A 24,198-nucleotide genomic window follows, 5' to 3' on the forward strand; every position below is an offset into this window, starting at 1 on the left:
GGTTCTAAAATACCTCGGGGGGAGGCCGCAGGCCGGGGGGCAGCGCCCCCACCCCGCCGCGCAGCGGCGCGGGTCGGATTGGCGCAGCCAATTCGATCCTATAAAATCGCCAACACATCCTCAGGCGGACGCCCGATCGCGGCGCGGCCATTGTGGATCAACACGGGCCTTTCAATCAAAATCGGATGGGCGGCCATGGCGGCCAGCAGCGCGTCTTCGGGTGCCGTGGCCAGCCCCATCTCTTTGAACAGCGTTTCACCGCGCCGCATCATCTCATCAGCGGTGACACCCAGCGCGTTGCGCACGGCGATAATCTCGGCCTCGGTGGGCGGGTCTTGCAGGTAGAGGCGCACCGCAGGTTGCAGGCCGCGCTCTTGCAGCAAGGCCAGCGTCTGGCGGGATTTCGTACAGCGCGGGTTGTGCCACAGGGTCATCTGCGCGGGCATCATAGCCAGTCCTCGCGGCCGGTGCCCACGGCCTCGGCCACGGAGGCGAACCCGTCGCGGGCCAGCAAGGCGTCAAGGCCTGTCGCAATCTCGGCCGCCAATGAAATCCCGCCATAAACCAGCGCGGTATAAAGCTGCACGGCAGAGGCCCCCGCGCGGATTTTGGCATAGGCCTGCTCCGCCGATCCTACGCCACCGACCCCGATAATGGGCAGGTCCGTAAGGCTGGACAGCAAAGCCACCACGCGGGTGGATTTCTCAAACAAAGGCTGGCCCGATAGACCGCCGGTCTGGCCTTTGTGCGTGCTGCGCACCCCGTCGCGGTCCAGCGTGGTGTTTGTGGCGATGATGCCCGCAAGGGCGGGGAAATCGGCCAGCACATCCAGTATATCGCGGATTTCATCCTCGCTCAGATCCGGTGCGATTTTCAGGAAGACGGGTCCTGCAAAACTGGCGTCATGGCTGGCGTGGATGACTTGGGTCAACAGCGCATGGAGCGCGTCGCGGCCTTGCAGATCACGCAGGCTTTCGGTGTTGGGGGATGAGATGTTGATCGTGGCGAAATCCACATGCGCCCCGCAGCGCGCAAGGACCTTGCCGAAATCCGCCGCGCGGTCGGGGCTGGTTTTATTGGCCCCAAGGTTCAGGCCCACGACGTGTCCCGCCGGACGCCGCGCGAGCCGCTTCGCAATCACATCCATCCCCTGGTTGTTGAACCCGAACCGGTTGATCGCGGCGCGGTCTTCGGTCAGCCGGTACAGACGTGGGCGGGGGTTGCCGATCTGCGGCAGGGGGGTCGCGGCACCAACCTCAAGAAAGCCGAAACCGCAGCGCGCCAGAGGGGCCAGCGCCTGTGCGTTCTTGTCGAAGCCTGCGGCAAGGCCCACGGGATTGGGCAGATCAAGGCCCGCCACCTGCGTGCGCAACCGGTCAGAAGTGACCGGCCCGCCCTTGGGCCCCAGCCCAGCGTTGAGCGCTTTCAGCGCCAGACCATGGGCGGTTTCGGGATCAAAGCGGCGCAGGGCCCGCAGGCCGATCTGTTCGATCAGGCTCATGTCAGGTCCAATACGTGCTGGCCACCCACCAAGGGCATGGGGCGCACCCAGACAATTTCGGATCGCAACAGCGGGCGGTTGTAGATGTGGGGGAATTTCGCGCCGCCACGTGACACTTCCCAGACCAGATCGTCACCAAAGGTGTCGGCATCCAGTGCCGCCAGCATCAGCCCTTCGACACCTGCGAAATGTTTATCCGCCGTTTCCTGCGCCTGTTGCGCGGTGGAGGTGTGGATGTAGCCATCGGCCAGATCAATCGGCGCGCCTGCGAAGGTGCCGGTTGCATCAAGGCCGGCCCATTGGTCGGCGGTCAGGATTTTGTAGATCAACATGGGGGACGTTTTCCATCCCGCGTGTGCCGCGTCAAGCGCGGGGGTGCCCAAACCTTGGGCGATCCTGCGCTTGTGCAGGCGACGTTACGAAACCTTCACGGGGTTGTCTTTGACTCTGCGCACAACTTACGCGCAAGCTGGGGGCAGAACACAACCAATGGGGATACCAATGCGCACCAGATTGCTTACAACCACAGCCGCCTTCACGATGATCGGCGGGATGGCTGCGGCGGATTACACGCTGCACATCATTCACATCAATGACCTGCACAGCCGGATCGAACCGATCAGCCGTTTTGACGGCACCTGCGGAGCCGAAGACAACGCGGCGGGTGAATGCTTTGGCGGGGTGGCACGGGTCAAGACCATGATCGACCAGCTGCGTGAAGACCTGGCCGGTGAAAACGTGATCGTGCTGGACGCGGGCGACCAGTATCAGGGCAGCCTGATGTATACGACCTACAAGGGTGACGTGGAAATCGAGATGATGAACGCCATCGGCTTTGATGCCATGGCTGTGGGCAATCACGAATTTGATGACGGCGACGAAGGGCTCGCGAAGCTGGCCGACGGGGTCGATTTCCCTGTCATTTCCGGCAACATCGACGTGAGCCAGTCCAACCTGCTGGCGGGCAAAGTGGCCAACCATGTGGTTCTTGAGGTGGGTGGTGAAAAGATCGCCATCGTCTCCGCGCTGGCGTCCGACACAGCCGAGACGTCGTCCCCGTCCGACGCGGTGATCTTCACCAACGAGATCGAGAGCCTGCAGGCCGACGTGGCCGCATTGGAGGCCGAGGGCGTGACCAAGATCATCGCGCTCAACCACGTGGGTGTGAACCGCGATATGGCGATTGCCGAAGCGGTCGACGGGTTGGACGCGGTTGTGGGCGGGCATTCGCACACGCTGTTTTCCAACACCGAAGAGGGCGCGATGGCGTACCCCACAATGGTTGGCGACACCCCCGTGGTGCAGGCCTATGCCTATTCCAAATACGTGGGCCATCTGACGTTGGAATTCGACGACGCGGGCAATGTGACCTCTGCCACCGGTGATACGATCCTGCTGGATGCTTCTGTGGCGGAAGACGAGGCCATCGTGGCGCGCGTGTCCGAGCTGGCCGGTCCGATCGAGGAGATGAAAACGCAAGTCGTGTCCGAGTCCACCGAGGTCATCGAAGGCGCACGTGAGGTCTGCCGCGCGATGGAATGCGCCATGGGCAACCTTGTGGCCGATGCCATGCTGGACCGTCTGGCCGATCAGGGCGTTGTCGCCGCGATCCAGAACGGGGGCGGTCTGCGGGCGTCCATTGATGCCGGCGAAATCACCATGGGTGAGGTCCTGACGGTGCTGCCGTTCCAGAACACGTTGGCCACGTTTGATGCCACGGGTGCGGATATTCTGGCGGCTCTGGAAAACGGGGTCGGTCAGGTTGAAGACGGCGCAGGCCGTTTCCCGCAGGTGGCGGGCATGACCTTCGCTGTGGATCTGTCCATGGAGCCGGGCAGCCGCGTGTCTGACGTGACCATCGCCGGTGCGCCTTTGGATGAGGGGGCCACGTATCTGCTGGCCACCAACAATTACATGCGCAACGGCGGTGACGGTTATTCCATGTTCGAAGATGCGGCCAACGCCTATGATTTCGGCCCCGGTCTGGAACAGGTTGTCGCTGATTATCTGGCGGAGAACGGCCCCTACACGCCTTACACAGACGGGCGTATCGAAATGAAATAAGCGCGTTTTTCATGCGCGTTTGGCCCCGTCGCGGTTTACCAGCGGCGGGGTTTTTCGTTTTGGGGAGTGGGATTTGAGTTTTTTTGGCCAGATGAAGGGGGGACGGTGTGCTGTCCTTTCGACGGAGCGCGTTAAGGTTAATGGGTCGGTGGGGGTCTCGCTGTGTATTAAGGTTAATGGGCTGCGTTAAGGTTAATGGGTGATGTTAAGGGGCATCGGTTTTGTGGTGGTCCGGCCAAGGCTCGGACGGACGGCGGGGTAGGGCCGCGGTGACGTTTCGGCCACCGGGGTCAGCTTGCAAATGGACCCGCCCCTGCACCCGATCTGCGCGCCCTTTGCAAAGGATGCGCGTGGGTGGTCTGAGGGGCCGGCAGTCCCGAAATATCCATGGCGCGGGGGTGTCAGGCCCACGGGTTAACCACAGATGAAGATGCGGCGTCGGGGTTAGCGCCGGGTAAATGCGGCGCGCGATGGGTGTTGCATGGTGGGTGTTGCGTGGTGGGCGGTGTGGCCCTATTTTGCGCCCCATGGCACATCCTTTGGAAGATCTGATCGACGCGCGCATTCGGGCAGCCCAGCAGGACGGCGCGTTTGATGATTTACCGGGTCAAGGCGCGCCCTTGCCGCCCGAAGACGACCCCGAGAACGCCTTGATCAACCGTTTGATGCGCGAGAACGGCGCCGTGCCCGAATTCGTGTCCCTGTCACGCACGTTGGAACAGCTGCGCGCGGAACTGGCCGAAACAGGCGACCGCACGCGGCGGTCCGAGATCCTTAAAGAGATGTCGATGATGGATGCGCGGATTGATCTGGCCCGAAAGGCCTACCGCCGATAGGCTGGCCCCATGTCTGACGTCCAAGCCCAGTATGAGGCCTTCCCCTATCCCGAACGCGACCCCGCAGATGAGGCCAGGCGGCTGATCACCGGATCGCCGTCGGACCCCCGTGAGATGGATCATTTCCTATGGGGCGGTCAGCGGGATTGGTCGCGGCCCTTGCGCGTTTTGTGTGCGGGCGGGGGTACGGGGGATGGGTTGATCCAGCTGGCGCAGGTGATGACCTCTGCCAAACGACCGTATGAGATTGTGTATCTGGATATGTCGCAGGCGGCGCGCCGTGTGGCCGAGGCGCGGGCGGCGGCGCGGGGGTTAACGGGGATCACCTTTGTGACAGGGTCGCTGTTGGATGCGGCAGAGCATGGGGTGTTTGATTACATCGATTGTTGCGGGGTGCTGCACCATCTGCCGGACCCTGCGGCGGGGTTTGCGGCGTTGCGTGCCGCGCTGGCCCCCGGTGGGGGGCTTGGGTTCATGGTTTATGCGCCTTACGGGCGGGCGGGGGTGTATCCGCTGCAGGAGGCCTTTGGCGCACTGTTTGCGGGGATGGACCCCGCCGCGCGGCTGACGGCGGCGCGGGCGGTTTACGACAAACTGCCCGAGGGGCATGTGTTCAAGCGCAACCCCCATGTGGTCGATCATGAGGTGTCGGATGCGGGGTTTTATGACCTGTTGTTGCATTCGCAAGACCGCGCCTTTGATGTGGCGTCCCTGTTGGATGTCATGGGGCAGACCGGTTGGGATTTGGCAGGGTTTTGCAAACCGGCGGCCTATGATCCCGCGCGGTTTGGGGCGGTGCCTGACGGGATGGACGGGCCTGCGCGCTGGGCGGTGGCAGAAAAGCTGAGCGGGTCCATGAAGGTGCATGTGGGCTATGCCCGTGCGGCAGGCGGGGCGGTGCCAAAGGGCGGTATGGACCGCATCCCGCATTTGCACGGGCTGCCTGCAGCACCACTGGTCAAGGCGGTTCAGGCGGGAAAGGCCCTGCCCATCAAACACGGGGGCGAGACGGTGCGCGTGACGCTGCCCAAGGGGGCGGCACCGGTGTTGGCGGGGGTCAACGGGCGGCGATCCTTGGCGCAACTGGCGAAAGGCGCGGGGCTGGACCCCATTGCCTTCCATACGGTCTGGGGACCGGTGGAGGCGGCGCTGTGCGGCTGGGGGCTGATGCTTTATTCCAACCTGTTGAAGGGGCGCTAGGGATGTGCGGACGTATGGCCATCACCTTGCCCCATGACGCCATGGCGCAGGTCTTTGCAGCCGCGCCCGACAATGATCTGCCCGAGGTGCCCAATTACAACGTCTGCCCCACGGTGCAGGTGGCGGCCATCACGGCGGAGGGCGGCGGGCGGCGCTACAGGTCGGTGCGTTGGGGCTTTGTGCCCCATTGGTACAAAAAGCCGAACGGCGGGCCGCTTTTGATCAACGCGCGGGCCGAGACCATCGCGGAAAAGCCCGCGTTCAAAGCGGCCTGCCGTGAGAGGCGTTGCATCATCCCCGCGGCCGGTTTTTACGAATGGACCCGGTTGGAGGACGGCACCAAACTGCCGTGGTACATCCAGCGCAGCGATGGCGCGCCCATGGCCTTTGCCGCGATCTGGCAGGACTGGGGTGATCTGGGGGCTACGGCGGCCATCGTCACCACGGCTGCCAATGCCGCAATGGCCGAAATTCACCACCGCATTCCGGTCATACTGGAACCGTCAGACTGGGGCCTGTGGCTGGGGGAGGAAGGCAAGGGGGCGGCTACGTTGATGCAGGCCACGGGGGAGGACACGTTGCAGTTCAGACGTGTGGACAGGGCCGTCAATTCCAACCGCGCTTCGGGGCCGGAGCTGATCGAACCGATAGATGACGGGGGCTGACGGCGCGTTTGGTCCCAAAAACCTGTCGGATGTGCGCGTTTTTGGGTCGGAATGATGCAAAATCAGGCCAAAACCGACAGAATCCTTGTCACATGACGACATTCACAGGATGTTAATCCTAGGGAATAACAAAACCAGGGAATACACATGTCTATCAAACCCCCCTTATCGGATCTTCCGATCAAGACAGCGGACAGCGGTTTTTACAGTGGCTTTAGTGTCAATGTGGCCGTGATCAGTAAAATTATCATCTCCGTTCTGGCGGTGTGGTGCATCGTCTGGCCCATTCAGGCAGGCGCTGTTCTGGGCAACTGGAATGCCATTATCCTCGAGATTTTCGCATCCTGGTACATCTGGGTGACGGCGGCGTTTGTCATCACCTGCCTTATTCTGGCGCTGTGGCCTGCGTCGGGCCGCATGAAGCTGGGCGCGGATCACGAAGTGCCCGAGTTTACGAACTTCTCATGGTTTTCGATGATGTTTGGTGCCGGTATCGGTGTGGGCATGTTGACGTGGGCTGTGGCCGAACCGGTGGCGCATTTCAAGAACAACCCTTCGGTTATTCAGGGCATCACGGACGGATCGGCCGAAAACAACATCATGGCGGCCTATGAATGGTCCTATCTGCACTGGGGCTTCAGCGCGTGGTCGACCTATGCGATTGCCGGTCTGGCACTGGCGTTTTTCGCCTATCGTCGCGGGCTGCCGCTGACGATCCGGTCCTCGCTGACGCCGCTCTTTGGCAAGGCGCTGTCGGGTCCGCTGGGCAATATCATCGACATCGTGGCCGTTGTGGCAACGATCCTTGGTGTGGCGCAGACGCTGGGCTTTGGTGTGGAACAGTTCGTCGCGGGTCTGAACCGGATCGGCATCAGCGGGCTGGTGATGGAAGACGGATCGGCCACAACGGTCGGTATCATCGTGGCACTGCTGTTCATCATGGGTGCATCGACCCTGTCGGCCATGTCCGGCGTGGGCAAGGGCATCAAATGGCTGTCCAACATCAACATGGTTCTGTCGATCTTCCTGCTGGGCTTCTTCATCATCTTCGGGGCCACATGGTTCGGCGTGAACGCGTTTTTCGTGGGCATCTGGGAATACCTCAAGGCGCTGCCATGGATGTCGTTCAACGTCTTCGTCTCGGACGGTGTGGAAGGGTCTGAAAGCTTCTTGCTGGCGCAGTGGCAGGGCTGGTGGCCCGTGTTCTACTGGGCGTGGTGGATTGCATTTGCCCCCTTCGTGGGCCTGTTCCTGGCACGGATTTCCCGTGGCCGGACGATCCGCGAATTCGTGTTGGGTGCGATGATCGTGCCTGCGCTGATGTGCTTTGTCTGGTTCGCATGGGCCGGTGGCACCGCGATTGACCTGACGCTGAACGGCGATGCGGGTGACACGATCTTTGGCGCGGCCAATGGCGACAAGATCTTCGCCATGACCGAGTTCATGCTGGCCCCGATTGCCGAGGCGCTGGCCTGGGCGATGGCGGTTCTGATCGTGGTCTTGCTGATGACCTTCCTTGTGACCTCGGCTGACTCTGCGGTGCTGATCGTGAACACGATCAATGCGGCAGGTGACGAAGGCCCGAAGGCGCGTCCGCATATCCTGTTCTGGGGTGCGGCACTGGCGCTGGTGGTTGGCGGTTTGCTGATCTCCGGCGGCACGGGTGCCATTCAGACAGCAATGGTCATCGGCGCGCTGCCGTTCTCGGTGGTGATGGCGCTGATGTGTATTTCGCTGCTGAAAGCGGTCTACAACGATGGTCGCCGCGAGGCGGCAGGCGTTGAATCCGTGACCGTGGACACGCAGGCGACACCGGCTGAATAAGCGCCGTTCGTTTTGAGACTTCAGAAGCCCCGCAGTGAAAGCTGCGGGGCTTTTGCGTGTTTATCCGTGGTCGGCGCGCAGTTGGGTTTTCTGGACCTTGCCCATGGAGTTGCGCGGCAGGGCGGGCAGGACCACGTAGCGGCGCGGGTGTTTGAACCGCGCAAGCGCGGCGGTGACCGCGTGGGTCAGGGTCGCGTCATCGGGCGGGGTGTCCGCATCCGTGGGCACGATCGCGGCCACGGTTGTTTCGCCAAAATCCGGATCAGGGACACCGAAAACGGCTGTTTCCAAAACGCCCGGAACGGCGTTCAGTACGTCCTCGATTTCCTTGGGATAGATGTTGTAGCCGCCTGAGATGATCAGGTCCTTGGCGCGGCCTACGATGGTCACGCGGGCGTCCGCGTCCATGGTGGCAAGGTCGCCGGTGATGAAAAACCCGTCCGTCGTCATGTCTTCGGCGGTTTTGTCGGGCATGTTCCAATAGCCTTGAAAGACGTTGGCGCCGCGGACTTCAAGCGTGCCGATGTCGCCTTCGGGGGTGGGCTGGCCGTCTGTGCGGATGCGGACCTCAACCCCGGGCAGGGCCATGCCCACGGTGCCCGCGATGCGCGGTCCGTCGTAGGGGTTTGAGGTGATCATATTCGTCTCCGTCATCCCGTAGCGTTCAAGGATGCGGTGGCCGGTGCGGTCTTCGAACGCGGTATGGGTTTCGGCCAGCAGCGGGGCGGAGCCGGAAATGAAAAGCCGCATGTTGGCGGCCCTGTCGCGGGTGAGGCGTGGGTCGCCCAGCAGACGGGTGTAAAAGGTCGGCACGCCCATCATCAGGGTGGATCGGGGCAATTCATCAAAGATCGTATCAAGATCAAACGCCCCCATCAGCCGCACTTGCGCGCCAGCCAGAAGGGCGGTGTTCATCGCCACGAACAGCCCGTGGGTGTGAAAGACGGGCAGGGCGTGGATCAGGCGGTCTTGATTGGTGATTTGCCACAGGTCTTTCAGGGAGTGGGCGTTGGACAGCAGGTTGCGATGCGACATCATCGCACCCTTGGACCGCCCCGTGGTGCCGGAGGTATAGAGCAGCCCCGCAAGGTCATCCGCCCCGCGCGGGACGGTTTGAAAGGTGGTGGGGGCCGCATCGGCGGCATGGCTGAGGGTGCCGCCTTGTGCGGTGTCGAGCGTCAGGACCGGGCGGGGCGCGCTGATGGGGGTGATGTCGTCCAGAGCGTTCGGCGCGCAGACCACGAGGGCGGGGTCCGCGTCTTCGATGAAATAGCGCACCTCGGCCTGCGTGTAGGCGGTGTTGAGCGGCAAGAACACCGCACCCGACTGCAGGCAGGCTGCATAAAGGGCAAGGAACTCCGCGCTTTTGGGGGCTTGCACCACCACGCGGTCGCCGGATTTCACGCCGGTTTGCACAAGCACATGGGCGATTTGCGCGGCACGTTTGGTGAAGTCATCAAAGGACAGGGTGGTGCCGTCATCCAGCGCCAGAAACGGGGCAGGGTTGCCCTGATGGGGCGCGATGAGCGCGTCGTAAAGCAGGTTTGTCATGGCGCGGGACTATAGGGATTTTTGCCCCTCTGCCCAGATGATTTGGCGCATGTGGCGTCTTGACCCTGTCAGCGGGGCGGCGTATTCCAGCCCCACACGGCGCGGGCGTTGTGTAGTGGTAAGACCTTAGCCTTCCAAGCTAATGACGCGGGTTCGATTCCCGCCGCCCGCTCCACCAGTTTTTCCTTACAGATTGATCTGCGATCAGCACCTGCGGTGGGCGGGGTGCAAATTTTCTGCGAAAATTTGGCCTCCGGCGGAGGTATTTCTGAACCAGAGAAGCAGGGGGCTGCGCGTCCCTGACCTGTTGTGCCTTTGGGCGCGCCGGATTAAGTCTGCCCTTGACGCAAATGAGGAGTGAGCATGGCGGAGGCCCCCAGAGCGGCGAGCGAGGAGCGCGCGCGATCCAAGGAGATCGGTGCGCTGGGCGCGCTGTGGCCCTTCTTGCGGCCTTATGGCTGGATGATCGCGCTGGCTGTGACGGCGCTGGTGATCACGGCGGCCATGTCGCTGGTGTTGCCTTTGGCCGTGCGGCGGGTCGTCGACAATTTCGAGACCGCCGATGTGGCTTTGCTGGACGGGTATTTTGGTGCGGCCATTGGCATTGCGGCGGTCTTGGCCGTGGGCACGGCGTTGCGGTATTATTTCGTGACACGGCTGGGGGAGCGGGTGGTCGCGGACATTCGCGTCGCTGTTTTCGACCGGATGATCGGGATGAGCCCTGCATTCTACGAGCGGATCATGACCGGCGAGGTGCTGAGCCGGATCACCACCGACACGACCCTGATCCTCAGCGTGATCGGGTCGTCTGTGTCCATCGCCCTGCGCAATCTGTTGATCCTGTTTGGCGGCATCGGGTTGATGCTGTGGACCTCTGTGAAGATGTCGTTGATGGTGCTGTGGCCCATTCCGGTGATTATTTTTCCGATCATCATTCTGGGGCGCAAGGTGAGGCGTCTCAGCAAGGAAAATCAGGACTGGATCGCGCAGAGTTCGGGCGATGCGTCGGAACAGTTGCTGAGTGCGCAGACGGTGCAGGCCTTCACCCATGAGGGGCCGAGCCGGGCGAATTTCCATCAGGTGACCGAACGCAGCTTTGACGCCGCGCGCCGCCGGATCGGGACGCGGGCCGTCCTGACGGCGATTGTCATTTTCATGGCGTTTTCGGCCATCGTCGGCTTTTTGTGGATGGGCGCGTCGGACGTGCGCTCCGGTGTGATCACCGTGGGCGAATTGGTGCAGTTCATGATCTACACGATCATGGTCGCGGGGGCCGTGGCCGCCTTGACCGAGATCTGGTCGGAGTTGCAGCGCGCAGCCGGTGCCACGGAGCGGCTGGTGGAATTGCTGACGGCGGACGATGCGGTGCGTGATCCCGCGCAGCCTGTGGCGGTGCCCGACCGGCGCCATGGTGAGATCGCCTTTGAAGACGTGCAGTTCTCCTATCCGGCGCGCCCCAATGTGGCGGCTTTGGATGGGGTGTCCTTTACTGTGCATCCCGGTGAAACGGTGGCACTGGTGGGCCCGTCGGGGGCGGGCAAGACGACGATCATCCAGCTGTTGTTGCGGTTTTATGATCCGGCGGCGGGGCGGATCACCTTTGACGGGGTGGACCTGCGGGATTTGAGCCGCGCGGATTTCCGGCGGCACATGGCGTTGGTGCCTCAGGATCCTGTGATCTTTGCGGCCTCGGCCCGTGAGAACATCCGCTTTGGCCGGCCAGAGGCCACGGATGCCGAAGTTGAAGCCGCGGCACAGGCGGCGGCGGCGCATGAGTTCCTATCGGCATTGCCTGAGGGCTATGACAGCTACGTAGGCGAACGGGGTGTCATGCTGTCGGGCGGTCAAAAGCAGCGGATTGCCATTGCGCGCGCGATTTTGCGAGATGCGCCGGTGTTGTTGCTGGATGAGGCGACGAGTGCTTTGGACGCGGAATCGGAACGTGCGGTGCAGCAGGCGGTGGATCACCTGTCGGCGGATCGCACGACCTTGATCGTGGCGCACAGGCTGGCGACGGTGAAGAAAGCGGACCGGATTTTGGTGTTTGATCAGGGGCGGATTGTGGCGCAAGGCACCCATGATGCGCTGGTGTCCGAAGACGGGCTTTATGCGCGGCTGGCGCGGCTGCAATTCACGGACGGGATTGCGGCGGAGTAAGTATTGACCGGACGGCCGGAACGATTAACCGGCTGGTAGGTTTCCTTTATGTGAACACATATAAAGGAGCCTCCCCATGGGCCTGTTTAATTTCTGGAAATCATCCGGTAAAAAAGTCGCGGATGAGCCGACGGCAGACGATCTGCGCAAAGAGGTCGAGGACCTTGGCCTGAGCGCCGAAGGACTGGATATCAAGGTTGAGGGGGACAAGGTCAAAGTCTCGGGCGGGTCACATTCCAAAGAAGAGCGTGAGAAGGTCATTCTGGCCGTGGGCAACGTCGAAGGTGTGGCCGAAGTCGAAGATGACGATACCGAAGACGCTGTGTTTCATACGGTGGAAAGCGGCGACAACCTGTCTGCCATCGCCAAAAAGACGCTGGGCGACGCCAACAAATATATGAAAATCTTTGAGGCCAACAAGCCGATGCTGAGCGACCCGGACAAGATCTATCCCGGTCAGGTGCTGCGAATCCCGCAGGACTGATCCAGACGGATTCAACCGCGAGATAACAGGGGCAGTCCACATCGGGCTGCCCTTTTTCGTAGCGTTAGACTTGCACGGGGGGACAATAGGTCACATCCTGCAATAAGGGACACGAAGCCGTCGGAGGAGGCGGCCCATTTAAGGGAGGTGCGACCATGACTTTTGCGTCAATGGCCGATCGGAATGCGATTGAGAATGAAATGCCATGGGGCGAGCGTGAGCTGCCCCATTCTGTCTGGGCCCAGCTGGGCGAGACGGCGGGCAAATACGGGGACCGCAAGGCGGTCACGTTCCAGATGTTTTCGGGTGAGAATGATCCTGATGAGACCCTGACCTGGTCGCAGTTGCAGGGCAAAGTGGCCCAGACGGCGAACCTGTTTCGCGATCTTGGTGTGGGGTCCGATGATGTGGTGGCCTTCCTGCTGCCCAATTCCATGGAAACGGTGCTGACCTATCTGGGTGGCACGGTCGCGGGCATTGTGAACCCGATCAACCCGCTGCTGGATGCCGACCAGATCGGCGCGATCCTGCGGGAAACCAATGCCAAGGTGCTGGTCACCCTGCGCGCCTTCCCCAAGACGGATGTGGCGCAAAAGGCGGCTGAAGCGGTCGATCTGGCGCCCAACGTCAAGACGGTGGTTGAGGTTGATTTGCTCAAATACCTCACCGGCATCAAGAAACTGATCGTGCCGCTGATCCGCCCGAAGGTGAAGGTGAACCACGGGGCCACGGTGATTGATTTTAACAAATCCATCGCCAAACAGCCCAGCACGTTGAAATTCGATGACCCCAAGGAAGACCGCGTTGCGGCCTATTTCCACACGGGCGGGACCACGGGCATGCCCAAGGTGGCACAGCACCGCAATTCGGGCATCATCTACAACGCGTGGCTGGGCAACCGGTTGTTGTTCACCCATGAGGACGTGCAAATGGTGCCGCTGCCGCTGTTCCACGTCTTTGCGACGATTGTGGCCATGGGGGCGTCACTGTCCTCGGGGGCGCAGATCGTGTTTCCGACGCCGCAGGGCTACCGCGGGGACGGTGTGTTCGACAATTTCTGGAAGCTGATCGAACGCCACAAGGCGACGTTCATGATCACCGTGCCGACGGCCATGTCGGCCCTGATGCAACGTCCTGTGAATGCCAATATCGACAGCCTGCGGTTGGCCTTCTGCGGGTCTGCCCCGCTGCCGCTTGAGCTGTACAAGAAGTTCGAGGCCGCCGCCGGTGTGAACATTTGCGAAGGCTACGGTCTGACGGAGGCCACGTGCCTTGTGTCCATCAACCCGCCCGAGGGGGAGAAGAAGGTGGGCTCCATCGGGTGCCCGTTCCCCTATACCAACGTGCGCATCGTCGATCCCGCGACACAGCTTGATCTGGGCACCGACGAGATCGGCGAGATTTGCGTCTATTCCCCCGGTGTCAGCCAAGGCGACACCTATACGGAGGCCGACAAAAACGCGGACCTTTATTACCCCGGTGCCAACGTCAAAGCGCGCCAGTATCTGCGCACAGGCGATCTGGGGCGCATTGATGCGGACGGGTATTTGTGGATCACGGGCCGCGCCAAAGATCTGATCATTCGTGGCGGTCACAACATCGACCCCGCCGAGATTGAGGAGGCTTTGGCCGGTCACGCGCAGGTGGCCTTCGCCGGTGCCATCGGTCAGCCCGATGCCCACGCGGGTGAGGTGCCCGCCGCCTATGTGGAACTGGTGGACGGAGCGACCGTCACGGTGGAAGAACTGATGGAGTTCGCCAAAAACCACATCCACGAACGTGCAGCCTATCCCAAGCATCTGGAAATTCTGGATGAATTGCCCAAAACCGCCGTTGGCAAAATCTTTAAGCCTGACCTGCGCAAATCTGCGATCACGCGGATTTACAACAAGGCGCTGGCGGATGCCGGCGTCGGGGCAGAGGTGACGTCGGTGATCGAGGACAAGAAGCGCGGGCTGGTGGCGCAGGTGACCAAGACCGGTGAAACCACTGATGAGGCCGTGACCGGCGCGCTGGGCAGCTTCACCCGACCGTGGGAATGGGCGGCGTAACGTCCATCGCAATTTGACCCGGACAGACCGGCGCGCAGGGGACCTTGCGCGCCGGTTTTCGTTTGGGGTGCCGTCCTGCACAGAAGCTGTGGGCAGGCGGGGGGTGCAAATTGCGGCTGTGCCGCTATCTTGACGCCCAGACATCAAAGGACCGTTCCCATGATCACCAACACCGCCACCCGCTACGGCAGCCTTGCCCGCGTTTTGCACTGGACGATTGCCGTTTTGATCATCGGGGCGATGATCCTGGGGCAGATTGGTATCCGCACGGAGCCTACGGCAGACAACATCGGGTTTCTGACAACCGTTTTTTCATTGCACAAAACCATCGGGGTGACGGTTCTGGCCCTTGCCGTGATCCGCGTGATCTGGGCGCTGAGCCAACCGCGCCCTGTGCCGCTGCATCCGGACCGCCGGGTTGAGACCTTCGCGGCAGAAACCGCCCATTGGGTTCTTTATGCCGCCCTGTTCATTCTGCCTTTGTCGGGCTGGGTCATGCACGCCGCCGAAGACGGTTTTGCGCCGATCTGGTGGCCATTCGGGCAATCGTTGCCATTTGTGCCCAAATCCGAAAGCTGGGCTGCCACGGCGGGCATGGTGCATTGGGCGGCGGGGGTGACCCTCGGCGTCACACTGGCCGCACATATTGCAGGGGCGGTGAAACATGCGCTGGTGGACCGCGACAGCACGCTGTCGCGCATGTGGCGCGGAACGGAGGCCGGTGATCCGGCGCGCGCGGGCGGCCATGTAGCAGCGTTCGTGGCGTCGGCGGTAATCTGGGTTGGCGTGTTGGGGCTGACGCTGGTGTCCTTCGGGATGCCGGGCGGCGGCACACAGGCCCAGACAGCGGGCGGGGGCGAATGGACGCCGGTGGAGACGGATCTGGCCTTCACCGTTCAGCAGCTTGGCTCCGCCAGCACGGGTCATTTTGAGGCTGTCACATCGGATATTTCCTATGACCCCGACAGCGGAACTGGCGCTGTGACGGTGACCATCGACATGACAAGCGTGACCATGGGGTCGGTGACGGATCAGGCCAAGGGCGGGGATTTCTTTGATGTCGCGACCCATCCGGTGGCGGTATTCGAAGCCGCGATTGCGCGCGTTGACGGGGCGGATCATACGGCTGACGGTACTCTGACCCTGACGGGATCATCGGTGCCGGTGACCATGCCCTTTACCCTGATGATTGAGGACGACACGGCGCAGATGTCGGGGGCTGTCACGCTGGACCGGCGCGATTTCGGGATCGGGGCCAGCTATGATGACGAAAGCTCCGTCGGTTTCACGGTCGAGGTTGCGGTGGAGTTGACCGCCACGCGGTAACGTCACGAAAAAGGGCGCGGATCATTGCTGACCCGCGCCCTGTTCCGACGTCCCGGACGGGTTTAGCTGTCCGCAGCGGCCGCTTCGATGGAGATGTAGATGTCGACTTCGTCGCCCACGAAGGGGGCGAAGTTGCCCATGTCAAAGTCGGACCGCAACAATGTCGTTGTTGCGTCAAAGCCCACCCATGGCTTTTCCTGCATCGGGTGGTTGGAGGCTTGGTTCAGTTTGGCGTCCAGTGCCACGGATTGGGTGATGCCGTTGATGGTCAGATCGCCGGTGATCACGCCGGTGTTGTCGCCGGTCACTTCGATCGCGGTGGAGGTGAAGGACACGACGGGATTGGCTTCTGCGCCGAAGAAATCGTCGGACAGGAAGTGGCCTTCGCGGGCGGGCCAGCCGGTGATCAGGCTTTCGGCGGGAAAGGAAACTTCGACAGATGAGGCGCTTGGGTCGGCTTCGTCAAACATGATCGTGCCTTCAAAGCCCGAGAACATGCCCGTGGTGCGCGAATAGCCCAAGTGATCATAGGAGAACACGATCTGGCTGTGGGAGGCGTCGAGGGTGTAGGGCGTGGCCTCGGCCCAGACAGATGTGGCGGCGGCGGCGGTCAGTGCGGATGACAGCAGGAGGGTTTTCATGGCAGGGATCCTTTGATCGTTTGCGTCGGTGATGCCCCGTAATGTGTGGCAAACCGCCGCAAGATCAATTCGACGTCTGAAAACACCGACTGTGCGCAAATGTGCAGGTGGCCCTTGGGGCCAGCCTGCATCTGTGTTCACCGGATCGCCAGCCCGTCTGCGCCAAAGGCGTGCAGCAGGTTTTGTGGCACGGTCAGCCCCACGCGGTCGCCGGGCGCGTAGTCTGCCGATCCGTTGACCCGCACGGTGATCTGGCCCGCATCGCCGCACGACAGGATCACGAAGGTATCCGCGCCAAGGTATTCCAGCACGTCCACCGTGCCGTCCAACTGCCCTGCACCGGCGTCCACAAGGGAGATGTGTTCGGGCCGCAACCCGACAGAGACCGCCCCGTCCGGCAGGCTGACGCCGCTGATCGTGCCTGCGGGGATCACGTTCATGCGCGGGGAGCCGATGAATTGCGCCACGAACAGATTGGCGGGGTTTTCATAAAGCTCTCGCGGGGTGCCCACCTGTGCGATCTTGCCGAATTCCAGCACGACGATCCGGTCGGCCAGTGTCATGGCCTCCACCTGATCGTGGGTGACGTAGATCATGGTGGATTTCAGCGTCTGGTGCAGCTTTGCGATTTCATAGCGCATCTCAACCCGCAGGGCGGCGTCCAGATTGGACAGCGGTTCGTCGAACAAAAACGCCGTGGGGTCGCGCACGATGGACCGGCCAATGGCCACGCGCTGCCGTTGCCCGCCCGACAGGTCCTTGGGCCTGCGGTCCATGTAGGCGTCAAGTTTCAGAACGCGGGCGGCCTCATCCACCTTTGCGTCAATGTCGGCCTTGGACAGGCCTGCGGATTTCAGCGGAAAGCCCACGTTGTCGCGCACGGACATATGCGGATAAAGCGCGTAAGACTGGAACACCATGGCAAGCCCGCGTTTGCTGGGCGGTTCCGCCGTGGCATCGCGGTCACCAATCATGATCTGGCCGCGCGACGTTTCCTCAAGCCCCGCGATCATGCGCAGCAAGGTGGATTTGCCGCAGCCTGACGGGCCCACGAAAATGACGAATTCGCCTTCGTTGATTTCAAGGTCCACGCCCTTGATGACCTGAACCGAACCGAACCATTTTTCGACCGCTTTGAGCGTGATGGATGACATCAGGCTGCCCCCCGTTTGTCTTCTGTGTCGTGCCCTGCCCAGCCAAGCCAGACGGCCGCTGTCCAGGTAAAGGTGCCCCCGCCCGCCGGTGCGCCGGTGTGGGGATCGTAGTATTCCGCAAAGCCGTTTTCTTCCATCAGGCGCGCGGTGTCGGCGCGAATGCGGGCTGCGGCGGCGTCGATGCCCTGTTCTTCCATGCCGGAGCCGACAAGGTAGTTCATGATCGGCCAGCTTGGCCCGCGCCAGTAGCGCAGGGGTTCAAACCCGTCCGCCGCAGGATCGTAGCTGGGCAGGCCATAGGTGCAGGCCGCCAGCATGCGTTCAATGGCGGGCAGGGCACGCGCGTCATTGATGCCAGCGTACCAGCACAGCGCGGATGCGTTGGACAAGATGCCGTTGAACGCCCCGCTGCGCACATCGCGGCTGTCGTAGCCGCCGATCTGAGGGTTCCAGAGCGTATCTGCACCGGCCTCAAGCGTCTTGATCCAATCCTCGATGTCCGAAACATCCTCCCCGAAACGGCGCCCCATGGCCAGCAGGTCACGGTTGGCCCGCAGCAGGGTGAAGGTCATCGTCGGGTCCGCCACACGGAACGGGTTCACGGCCAACAGTTTCTCCTGATCCCAGTTCACCGAGACGCCGATCTGCACCAGTTTGATGTAGCGGTCATAGTCGTACTTTGTCGGGCGCATGGCCGGATCAACATGGGACGTATCACGGCGGGTGTAGTCGCCCACATCATCTGCATTGATCTCGGCCATGGCGGCGTCCCAATCGGGGGCATTGTCGCGGCCTGCTTCCCACGGGTGGGTGACGCAGACAGCGCCCTGATCCAGCCGCCAGTCCATGAACCAGCGATGCCAGTCCTTCAGTTTGGGCCAAATGGCACGGGCGCGTGCCTCGCCTGCGGGATGCATCGTCAACATCTTGGCCATGAAGGTGGCCGCAACGGGCGGCTGGGAGATGCCGGAGGACGGGATCGGCCCCCGCCCTTGCCAGACATCGGGGCCGGGAAAATAGCCGGGGTCCGGCTGATGGAAGATGATATGGGGGACCATGCCGTCCTCCCACTGGCCGGTCATCAGGGTCTCCAGTTCCGTCCAGCCACGGTCGGGGTCAAAGGTGGTGAAGCCCCAAGCGGCAAAGGCGCTGTCCCAGTTCCACTGGTAAGGATAGAGGCCATGGGTCGGCAGGGTATAGCCGCCCTTGTCGTTGTCACGCAGGATTTGCCGCGCTTGTGCATAAAGGTCCGTCATCGTCCTATCCTTTCACTGACCCGGCGGTCAGCCCTTTCGTCATGAAGCGTTCCAACCCGAGGAAAAGCGCCATGATCGGCACGGTTGCCACCACGGAGCCCGCCATCAGGTGTTGGCGCGGAATTTCTGAAGAATTGAGCGAGGCAATGCCGCGCGTCAGTGTGAATTTCGACGGATCGTCCAGCAGCATGAAGGCCAGCAGGAATTCGTTCCATGCGATCATAAAGACATAAAGCGACACCGACGCCAGCGCGGGCAGGGACAGGGGCAGGGTGATCTTCCAGATCACCGCCAGTCGCGACAGCCCGTCCATCAGCCCCGCCTCTTCGACCTCCGCCGGAAGGCCGCGAAAGTAGCCTTGCAACATATAGAGCGCCACGGGAATGGTCGTGACCGGATAGATCATCACGATCCCCCAAAAGGAATTGCGCAGACCGGTCATGGAAAAGGCAATGTAGATCGGCAGCGCCAGCACGATCATCGGCACCATGTAAATCAGCAGGATAGAGCGTGAAAACGCCGCCTGTCCCGCAAACCGCAACCGCGCCACGGCGTAGGCACCGGGGATGGCAAAGGCCAGCGTGATGAAGACCGTCAGCACCGAGATGAAGAAGGAATTGAACATATAGGTGCCGAAATTGAACTGGGTGAACAGCTCGTCATAGCTGCGGAACAGATCGGCGCCCTTGCTCAGATCAATGGAAAAATCGAGGGGGTTCTGCATCAGCTCACCCTGATTTTTCAGGCTTGTCATCACCATGACGTAGAAGGGGATCAGCACGATCGCGGTGAAAAAGATATAGCCGAACCCGGTGAGGAAGCGGATGATCGCGCCCTCGAATTCATGCCGCGTCAGCGCGCCCATGGGCGTGTCGTGCAGGATTTTGCGCACCGACCACACAAAGATCGCGCCCAATGAAACAGCCGCCACCGTTGCGGCAAACATCCCCGTCTCGCCCCGCTCAATCGGGCCATAAGGCGTCAGCGTCACACCGATCAGCGCCAGCATGACCCCCCAATGGGCGCCCTTTTGGCCCATCAATCCGGCAGCCCCAATGGCCGCAGCAGCACCCCAACACAGGCTCAGCCAGAGAGACGGGCGAAACGGATCACCGGTGGCAAAGGACATGGCCACAGAAATGGTGACGGACAGGACAACCATCCAAAGCGCGCCCAACACCGGGGCCGTGATATATCCGAACCTCAAGAACCCCACGTCGGTCCCTCCTTCATCTGGCCCAAAAAACTCTGGGGGAGCGCGCAGCGCGGGGGCGAAGCCCCGTTGGATCGGATGCCGAAGGCATTCGAAAACCCCATCACAGACCCTCCTCGCGGCTGATGTATTTCAGGAAAAACAGCGAAAACGTCAGCAGGCAGGCAAAAATCACCACCGCTACGGCCGCACCGGCCCCGATGTTGGAGACCGCAAAGGCCTGTTCATAGACGTTCACCGTTAAGGTCCGCGTGCCCGCGTTGCCGCCTGTCAGCAGGAAGATGTCGTCAAACTTGTTGAACGTCCAGATGAACCGCAGCAGGAACAGCACGCTGAGGATGCCCAGAAGCTGCGGCATGCTCAGATACCAGAACTGTTGGAAGGGCGACGCGCCGTCCATGTCGGCGGCTTCATACATGTCGGTGTCGATGCTTTGCATCCGCGCCAGAATGAACAGGAACGACAGCGGGAAATAGCGCCAGATTTCAAAGACCGTGACCATGATCAGGGCCAAGGGACGTTCACCAAAGAAATTGATCGCCTCTGGCGTCACGCCCATCTGCACCAACAGCGCATTGGCCGACCCCGAGAACGGGTCGAACAGGATCAGCCAGGCAAAGGCCACGGCGATGATCGGGGCCACATAAGGAAACAGGTACAGCCCCCGCAAAATGCCCTGACCTTTGAAGGATTTGTTCAGCAGCAGGGCTGCGAACAGACCCACCAGCAGCGCCCCGATGGTGCCAAAGACGGTGTAGAACAGGGTCACCCAGAGGACCTCAAGAAATTCGTCCCCGCTGAACACCCGTTTGAAATTGTCCAAGGTGAAGGTCGCATTCGTCAGGATGTTGGAGGCCGTGCCGGTGGTCACCGCAGGGCTGTCCTGGGGGCGCACCTTCGCATCCAGATAGGCCTGTCCTACGGTCACGGGGATGGTCAGGGTTTCACGGGTGCCGGGGTCCCAATCGCCGAAGTTACAGGCCAGCGCGCGATCACTCAGCGTGCAGCGGGGGTCAAGGTCAGTGACCGTTAGGCCCTCGGGCAGGGTATCGGTGAAGGTCACGCCGGTGATGGGTTGGTCTTGCGAGGAATTGCGCAAACGGTAGCGCAGGGCGGCCTCACCGTTCAGGACATCCGCATCGCCGCGAATGTCCTCGCGCAACACGACTTCGGGGGCGCGCAGATCGCCCAGTTCAACCGGTTTGAACGAAATCCAGAAGATCGCCAGCAAAGGCAACACCACGACCAAAGCCACGGCAGTGATGGTGGGCAACAACAGCCCCCACGCAAGACGCGCTTCGCGTTTGCCTAAAGGGCCGGTGCCAATCGGGGGGCCGAGGTCCGCCATTGGGGTCTCCTGATCTCAAAAAAGAAATGGGGGGATGGCGCGCCCCGCCGGTGTCAGCGGGGCGCGCCTTTGGGCCTGCGTTACTGGACGCCGGCGATGGCCGCGTTCAGTTCAGCCACAGTGGCTGCCGCATCGCGTTCGCCGTCGATGTATTCCCGCACCAACCGGTTGATCACCTGAGAGTTGATGATCGCAGAGGCCGCCGACAGCTGGCCTTCGGCCACGCCCCAGCGCTGGGCCACATCCAGACCGCCGACGATTTCGTCAATCATCGCCGCGTCATAAAGATCACCCAGTGGCGCTTTGCGGTCTACACCCACATCCAGGGTCGCCCAGAGATCGGCGTATTCGGTTGGATTGTCGGCGGTGCCGCGACGCACGGGGAACTTGCCTTCAGGCGCGATGGCCAGCGTGGACCCGTAGCCTTCGGACATGGAATACTGAACGAATTCCATCGCCGCATCGGTGGCCGCATCAGCGGTGATCCCGAAGTAACGCACGTCACCCCAAGCCGCCCCGTCAGGGTTCGATGGGCCGGAGAAGTTGGTCACAACGCCGGTGGCGGCTGCCAGATCAGACGACGTCGGATCATCGTTGATCGTGGGCGGGGCGCTGTCGCGCAGACCGGCCAGTTCGTCCAGAATGAAGGGAGACCAGATGATCATCGCCGCATTGCCCGAGAAATACAGCGTGCGGGACTGATCCCAATAGAGATCACCGGGGGGGGAGGCTTCTGCGATGGCTTTGTAGAATTCCAGCACCTCGATTGTGGCGGCTTCATCCAGTTCGGCCACGCCATCGGCATCCACGGGGGACACACCGTTGGCGAGGAACACATGTTCCAGAACCTGGCTCATGAAGTTTTCGTCGACCTTGGTTGCGGCGACAAAACCGTACATCTCTGGCGGGTTGTGCAGGGCCTCTACGGCGGCCAGCACATTGGCGTAGCTGTTTGGTGGCTCAAGTCCGTTTTCTTCAAACAAATCCGCACGGTAGACCAGCATCTGGGTCCAGCCGTCCACCGGAACGGAAGCATAGCCGCCGTCAACGGCTGCCATGTTCAAAGCACCGGGGGCGAAGGTGTCTTCGCCCAGCATTTCGATGACGTCGGAGGCGGCATCGGTGTCCAGAATGCCCGCTTCGGCCCAGGGGGCGGCATACTGCAAGGTGTGGTAGATCACGTCGGGCAGATCGCCTGCGGCGAAGGCCGCTGTGGCGCGTGTGCCCAGATCGTTTTCAGACACTGGAATGACCTCAACCGTGTGGCCGGTGGCGGCGGCAAAGTCTGCGGCCATGGCTTCTTGGCGGGCCAGACGTTCGGGCTGTTCTTCTGTGGTCCAGAAGCGCAGCTCGTCTGCGGCAAGGGTCGTGGCGGACAGGGCGATGGCCATGGCCACCCCGGTGCGCAACGCTGTTTTCAGTGAAACTCTTATTGTTTTCCTCCCATTGAGATGTTGTTTCGGCATTCGTCGTGTCGTGGCCCGGTTGAGCCACGGTTGATGAACTGCGCTGAGGCCGTCTCGCGCAGTGTTTCGGGATCCTCGCCGCGCAGACGGCGGATCAAAAGCTTGGCCAGCCGCGCGCCCGCGTCGCGGTTGTCGACGGCAAAGGTTGTCAGGGCGGGGTGGACGTGGGTGCCGTCCTCGATCCCGTCATAGCCTGTCACCGACAGGTCGGACCCGATGGACAGCCCGCGCTGGGCGGCGGCGCGGTAGACGCCAAGGGCGGCACGGTCCACGGCGCAGACAATGGCTGTGGGCGGTTCGGGAAGGTCAAGCAGGCGGGCGGCGGCGGCCTGACCCTCTGCCAGAGTCACTTTGTTTTCGACCACCAGACCATGATCAATGTCCAACCCGGCCCCGGCCATGCCGGCGACAAACCCCTGATGGCGCAGGCGGGCGTAGGAATATTTCGTGCCGCCATTGATAAAGGCGATCCGGCTGTGGCCCAGTTCGGCCAAGTGCAGCACGGCTTCATGGATCGCGTCTTCGCCGCGGATGTCGAACCAGCTGCAGCCCGTGGGGTCCTCTTGCCGGCCATACAGAACGAAAGGCACGTCCATGTCGCGCAGCAGCGCCACGCGCGGGTCGCGGACCATGGCACGCGGCAGCACGAACCCGTCGGCTTTGCCGTCACGGCGCAGGCTGCGGAAGGTGTCAAACAAGGTGGCGTCGCTGTCGGCGGAGGCCACGGTCAAGGTGTAGCCTTCGTCGGAGGCCCCCGCCGACAGTCCAGCGAGAAATTCCGCGAGAAAGGGGCGGTGTGCGTCGTGGTCGGACAGTTGCAGCACGAACCCCAAAGCGCGCGTGCGGCCGGTTTTGATCGCCTGTGCGTGGCTCAGCGGTTGGTAGTTCATCTGTTCGGCCATGCGTTTGACCCGCAGTTGGGTGGCCGGTGAAATGTCGGTGTAGCCGTTCATCGCACGCGACACGGTTGACTTGGTCAAACCAAGGGCATCGGCCATGTCACTGATGGTGACACGACGGGCCGGTTTGGACATGGACGTGGCATGCGGCTGCATTGTGAAATGTTCTCCCTGCGACTCAGGCTGTTTTCCGAAACCGGTTTCGGCAAGAGGTTTTTACAGCTTTTCCATTGGCGCGCTGCAGCGAGGGTCTGCGAATTGGGCATTGTGCGGCCCAGTTCGGGGCGGGATTCACCATACAGGATTAGCCGGATGGGCCTGCTGCAGGTGCAGAAAAACGCCGCGCAAAATGGGATGGAATTAGGGCCGTTTCGCGGGGGGGATTTGGGCAGGTCGCCGCTTCGATTTGGCCCAGAGGCACCGCAATACGATTCGCCCAGAGGGTGCGCGCGCGCAAAACGGGACGCCGTTTGGTGGGGGTGTATCTGTCTGGGGCCGGAAGGGGGGGTGGTGCTGCCGGAGAGAATTGAACTCTCGACCTCTCCCTTACCAAGGGAGTGCT

The 24,198-nt window shown here is 61.9% G+C and carries 20 protein-coding genes and 1 tRNA gene; 10 read left to right on the top strand and 11 right to left on the bottom strand.

Annotation, left to right across the window (positions count from 1 at the left end):
• Window positions 1-98: 98 nt before the first annotated feature.
• The 3 genes from arsC to QZ653_RS06635 are packed head-to-tail and all read right to left on the bottom strand — an operon-like array spanning window position 99 to window position 1,833.
• Window positions 99-449: an arsenate reductase (glutaredoxin) gene (arsC, locus tag QZ653_RS06625; protein WP_296418756.1), complete on the bottom strand. Its 351-nt coding sequence runs from the start codon at window positions 447-449 to the stop codon at window positions 99-101.
• Window positions 446-1,501, bottom strand: a complete 1,056-nt coding sequence (locus QZ653_RS06630; RefSeq protein WP_296418758.1) for a quinone-dependent dihydroorotate dehydrogenase — start codon at window positions 1,499-1,501, stop codon at window positions 446-448. Before QZ653_RS06630 ends, arsC begins: the two co-directional genes overlap by 4 nt.
• Window positions 1,498-1,833, bottom strand: coding sequence for a DUF952 domain-containing protein (locus tag QZ653_RS06635; RefSeq protein ID WP_296418761.1), 336 nt, complete (start codon window positions 1,831-1,833; stop codon window positions 1,498-1,500). The genes QZ653_RS06630 and QZ653_RS06635 overlap by 4 nt, the downstream gene beginning before the upstream one ends.
• A 169-nt stretch (window positions 1,834-2,002) precedes the next feature.
• Between QZ653_RS06635 and QZ653_RS06640 the strand changes: the two genes are divergently transcribed.
• From QZ653_RS06640 to QZ653_RS06660, 5 genes are all read left to right on the top strand, one after another.
• The gene (locus QZ653_RS06640; protein ID WP_296418763.1) at window positions 2,003-3,565 is read left to right on the top strand and encodes a bifunctional metallophosphatase/5'-nucleotidase; all 1,563 of its coding nucleotides are present in this window, start codon (window positions 2,003-2,005) and stop codon (window positions 3,563-3,565) included.
• A 527-nt stretch (window positions 3,566-4,092) separates the two neighbouring features.
• Window positions 4,093-4,401, top strand: a complete 309-nt coding sequence (locus QZ653_RS06645) for a DUF1992 domain-containing protein (RefSeq protein ID WP_296418764.1) — start codon at window positions 4,093-4,095, stop codon at window positions 4,399-4,401.
• A gap of 9 nt (window positions 4,402-4,410) precedes the next feature.
• Window positions 4,411-5,601 carry a class I SAM-dependent methyltransferase gene (locus tag QZ653_RS06650; protein ID WP_296418766.1) on the top strand — a complete coding sequence of 397 codons (1,191 nt, stop codon included), beginning with the start codon at window positions 4,411-4,413 and terminating at the stop codon, window positions 5,599-5,601.
• A 2-nt stretch (window positions 5,602-5,603) separates the two neighbouring features.
• Window positions 5,604-6,266, top strand: coding sequence for an SOS response-associated peptidase (locus tag QZ653_RS06655; protein WP_296418767.1), 663 nt, complete (start codon window positions 5,604-5,606; stop codon window positions 6,264-6,266).
• 147 nt (window positions 6,267-6,413) lie between these two features.
• Window positions 6,414-8,090, top strand: coding sequence for a BCCT family transporter (locus QZ653_RS06660; protein WP_296418769.1), 1,677 nt, complete (start codon window positions 6,414-6,416; stop codon window positions 8,088-8,090).
• 60 nt (window positions 8,091-8,150) lie between these two features.
• On the opposite strand, the gene QZ653_RS06665 is transcribed toward QZ653_RS06660, so the two are convergent.
• Window positions 8,151-9,641 (bottom strand): AMP-binding protein, encoded by a 1,491-nt coding sequence (locus tag QZ653_RS06665; RefSeq protein WP_296418771.1) that lies wholly within the window; start codon window positions 9,639-9,641, stop codon window positions 8,151-8,153.
• A gap of 101 nt (window positions 9,642-9,742) precedes the next feature.
• Here QZ653_RS06665 and QZ653_RS06670 point away from each other — a divergent pair.
• The 5 genes from QZ653_RS06670 to QZ653_RS06690 all read left to right on the top strand — a co-directional run bounded on the left by QZ653_RS06670 (window position 9,743) and on the right by QZ653_RS06690 (window position 15,659).
• Window positions 9,743-9,816, top strand: a tRNA-Gly gene (locus QZ653_RS06670).
• A 188-nt stretch (window positions 9,817-10,004) separates the two neighbouring features.
• Window positions 10,005-11,798 carry an ABC transporter transmembrane domain-containing protein gene (locus QZ653_RS06675; RefSeq protein WP_296418773.1) on the top strand — a complete coding sequence of 598 codons (1,794 nt, stop codon included), beginning with the start codon at window positions 10,005-10,007 and terminating at the stop codon, window positions 11,796-11,798.
• Between the two features lie 76 nt (window positions 11,799-11,874).
• Window positions 11,875-12,282 carry a peptidoglycan-binding protein LysM gene (lysM, locus tag QZ653_RS06680; RefSeq protein ID WP_296418774.1) on the top strand — a complete coding sequence of 136 codons (408 nt, stop codon included), beginning with the start codon at window positions 11,875-11,877 and terminating at the stop codon, window positions 12,280-12,282.
• A gap of 155 nt (window positions 12,283-12,437) precedes the next feature.
• Entirely contained in the window at window positions 12,438-14,333 is a 1,896-nt protein-coding gene (locus tag QZ653_RS06685) for an acyl-CoA synthetase (RefSeq protein ID WP_296418776.1), read from the top strand.
• Window positions 14,334-14,492: 159 nt separating this feature from the next.
• A complete protein-coding gene (locus tag QZ653_RS06690; RefSeq protein WP_296418777.1) occupies window positions 14,493-15,659 on the top strand; it encodes a cytochrome b/b6 domain-containing protein in 1,167 nt (388 codons plus the stop codon).
• Window positions 15,660-15,721: 62 nt separating this feature from the next.
• Here QZ653_RS06690 and QZ653_RS06695 read toward each other — a convergent pair whose 3' ends face one another.
• The 7 genes from QZ653_RS06695 to QZ653_RS06725 all read right to left on the bottom strand — a co-directional run bounded on the left by QZ653_RS06695 (window position 15,722) and on the right by QZ653_RS06725 (window position 23,771).
• Complete coding sequence (locus QZ653_RS06695; RefSeq protein ID WP_296418779.1) at window positions 15,722-16,300, bottom strand: YceI family protein; 579 nt, start codon at window positions 16,298-16,300, stop codon at window positions 15,722-15,724.
• 137 nt (window positions 16,301-16,437) lie between these two features.
• Entirely contained in the window at window positions 16,438-17,454 is a 1,017-nt protein-coding gene (locus tag QZ653_RS06700; RefSeq protein WP_296418781.1) for an ABC transporter ATP-binding protein, read from the bottom strand.
• A complete protein-coding gene (locus QZ653_RS06705; protein ID WP_296418782.1) occupies window positions 17,454-18,710 on the bottom strand; it encodes an MGH1-like glycoside hydrolase domain-containing protein in 1,257 nt (418 codons plus the stop codon). The genes QZ653_RS06700 and QZ653_RS06705 overlap by 1 nt, the downstream gene beginning before the upstream one ends.
• 4 nt (window positions 18,711-18,714) lie before the next feature.
• The gene (locus QZ653_RS06710) at window positions 18,715-19,926 is read right to left on the bottom strand and encodes a carbohydrate ABC transporter permease (protein ID WP_296418784.1); all 1,212 of its coding nucleotides are present in this window, start codon (window positions 19,924-19,926) and stop codon (window positions 18,715-18,717) included.
• Between the two features lie 100 nt (window positions 19,927-20,026).
• On the bottom strand, window positions 20,027-21,271 hold the full coding sequence (locus QZ653_RS06715; protein WP_296418786.1) for a sugar ABC transporter permease: 1,245 nt from the start codon (window positions 21,269-21,271) through the stop codon (window positions 20,027-20,029).
• 80 nt (window positions 21,272-21,351) lie between these two features.
• Window positions 21,352-22,662, bottom strand: coding sequence for an ABC transporter substrate-binding protein (locus QZ653_RS06720; RefSeq protein ID WP_296418788.1), 1,311 nt, complete (start codon window positions 22,660-22,662; stop codon window positions 21,352-21,354).
• 38 nt (window positions 22,663-22,700) lie between these two features.
• Window positions 22,701-23,771, bottom strand: a complete 1,071-nt coding sequence (locus tag QZ653_RS06725; RefSeq protein WP_296418791.1) for a LacI family DNA-binding transcriptional regulator — start codon at window positions 23,769-23,771, stop codon at window positions 22,701-22,703.
• Window positions 23,772-24,198: the final 427 nt, after the last annotated feature.

It is taken from the genome of Pseudooctadecabacter sp., from assembly GCF_020627745.1.
GTDB lineage: Bacteria > Pseudomonadota > Alphaproteobacteria > Rhodobacterales > Rhodobacteraceae > Octadecabacter.

What these genes read in the sequence shown, in the direction of transcription:
- QZ653_RS06665 (WP_296418771.1), bottom strand. Translation starts at nt 9,641, where the DNA reads ATGACAAACCTGCTTTACGACGCGCTCATCGCGCCCCATCAGGGCAAC.
- arsC (WP_296418756.1), bottom strand. Translation starts at nt 449, where the DNA reads ATGATGCCCGCGCAGATGACCCTGTGGCACAACCCGCGCTGTACGAAA.
- QZ653_RS06685 (WP_296418776.1), top strand. Translation starts at nt 12,438, where the DNA reads ATGACTTTTGCGTCAATGGCCGATCGGAATGCGATTGAGAATGAAATG.
- QZ653_RS06650 (WP_296418766.1), top strand. Translation starts at nt 4,411, where the DNA reads ATGTCTGACGTCCAAGCCCAGTATGAGGCCTTCCCCTATCCCGAACGC.
- QZ653_RS06705 (WP_296418782.1), bottom strand. Translation starts at nt 18,710, where the DNA reads ATGACGGACCTTTATGCACAAGCGCGGCAAATCCTGCGTGACAACGAC.
- QZ653_RS06700 (WP_296418781.1), bottom strand. Translation starts at nt 17,454, where the DNA reads ATGTCATCCATCACGCTCAAAGCGGTCGAAAAATGGTTCGGTTCGGTT.
- QZ653_RS06640 (WP_296418763.1), top strand. Translation starts at nt 2,003, where the DNA reads ATGCGCACCAGATTGCTTACAACCACAGCCGCCTTCACGATGATCGGC.
- QZ653_RS06715 (WP_296418786.1), bottom strand. Translation starts at nt 21,271, where the DNA reads ATGGCGGACCTCGGCCCCCCGATTGGCACCGGCCCTTTAGGCAAACGC.
- QZ653_RS06720 (WP_296418788.1), bottom strand. Translation starts at nt 22,662, where the DNA reads ATGGCCATCGCCCTGTCCGCCACGACCCTTGCCGCAGACGAGCTGCGC.
- QZ653_RS06630 (WP_296418758.1), bottom strand. Translation starts at nt 1,501, where the DNA reads ATGAGCCTGATCGAACAGATCGGCCTGCGGGCCCTGCGCCGCTTTGAT.
- QZ653_RS06675 (WP_296418773.1), top strand. Translation starts at nt 10,005, where the DNA reads ATGGCGGAGGCCCCCAGAGCGGCGAGCGAGGAGCGCGCGCGATCCAAG.
- QZ653_RS06655 (WP_296418767.1), top strand. Translation starts at nt 5,604, where the DNA reads ATGTGCGGACGTATGGCCATCACCTTGCCCCATGACGCCATGGCGCAG.
- QZ653_RS06635 (WP_296418761.1), bottom strand. Translation starts at nt 1,833, where the DNA reads ATGTTGATCTACAAAATCCTGACCGCCGACCAATGGGCCGGCCTTGAT.
- QZ653_RS06695 (WP_296418779.1), bottom strand. Translation starts at nt 16,300, where the DNA reads ATGAAAACCCTCCTGCTGTCATCCGCACTGACCGCCGCCGCCGCCACA.
- QZ653_RS06690 (WP_296418777.1), top strand. Translation starts at nt 14,493, where the DNA reads ATGATCACCAACACCGCCACCCGCTACGGCAGCCTTGCCCGCGTTTTG.
- QZ653_RS06725 (WP_296418791.1), bottom strand. Translation starts at nt 23,771, where the DNA reads ATGTCCAAACCGGCCCGTCGTGTCACCATCAGTGACATGGCCGATGCC.
- QZ653_RS06660 (WP_296418769.1), top strand. Translation starts at nt 6,414, where the DNA reads ATGTCTATCAAACCCCCCTTATCGGATCTTCCGATCAAGACAGCGGAC.
- lysM (WP_296418774.1), top strand. Translation starts at nt 11,875, where the DNA reads ATGGGCCTGTTTAATTTCTGGAAATCATCCGGTAAAAAAGTCGCGGAT.
- QZ653_RS06645 (WP_296418764.1), top strand. Translation starts at nt 4,093, where the DNA reads ATGGCACATCCTTTGGAAGATCTGATCGACGCGCGCATTCGGGCAGCC.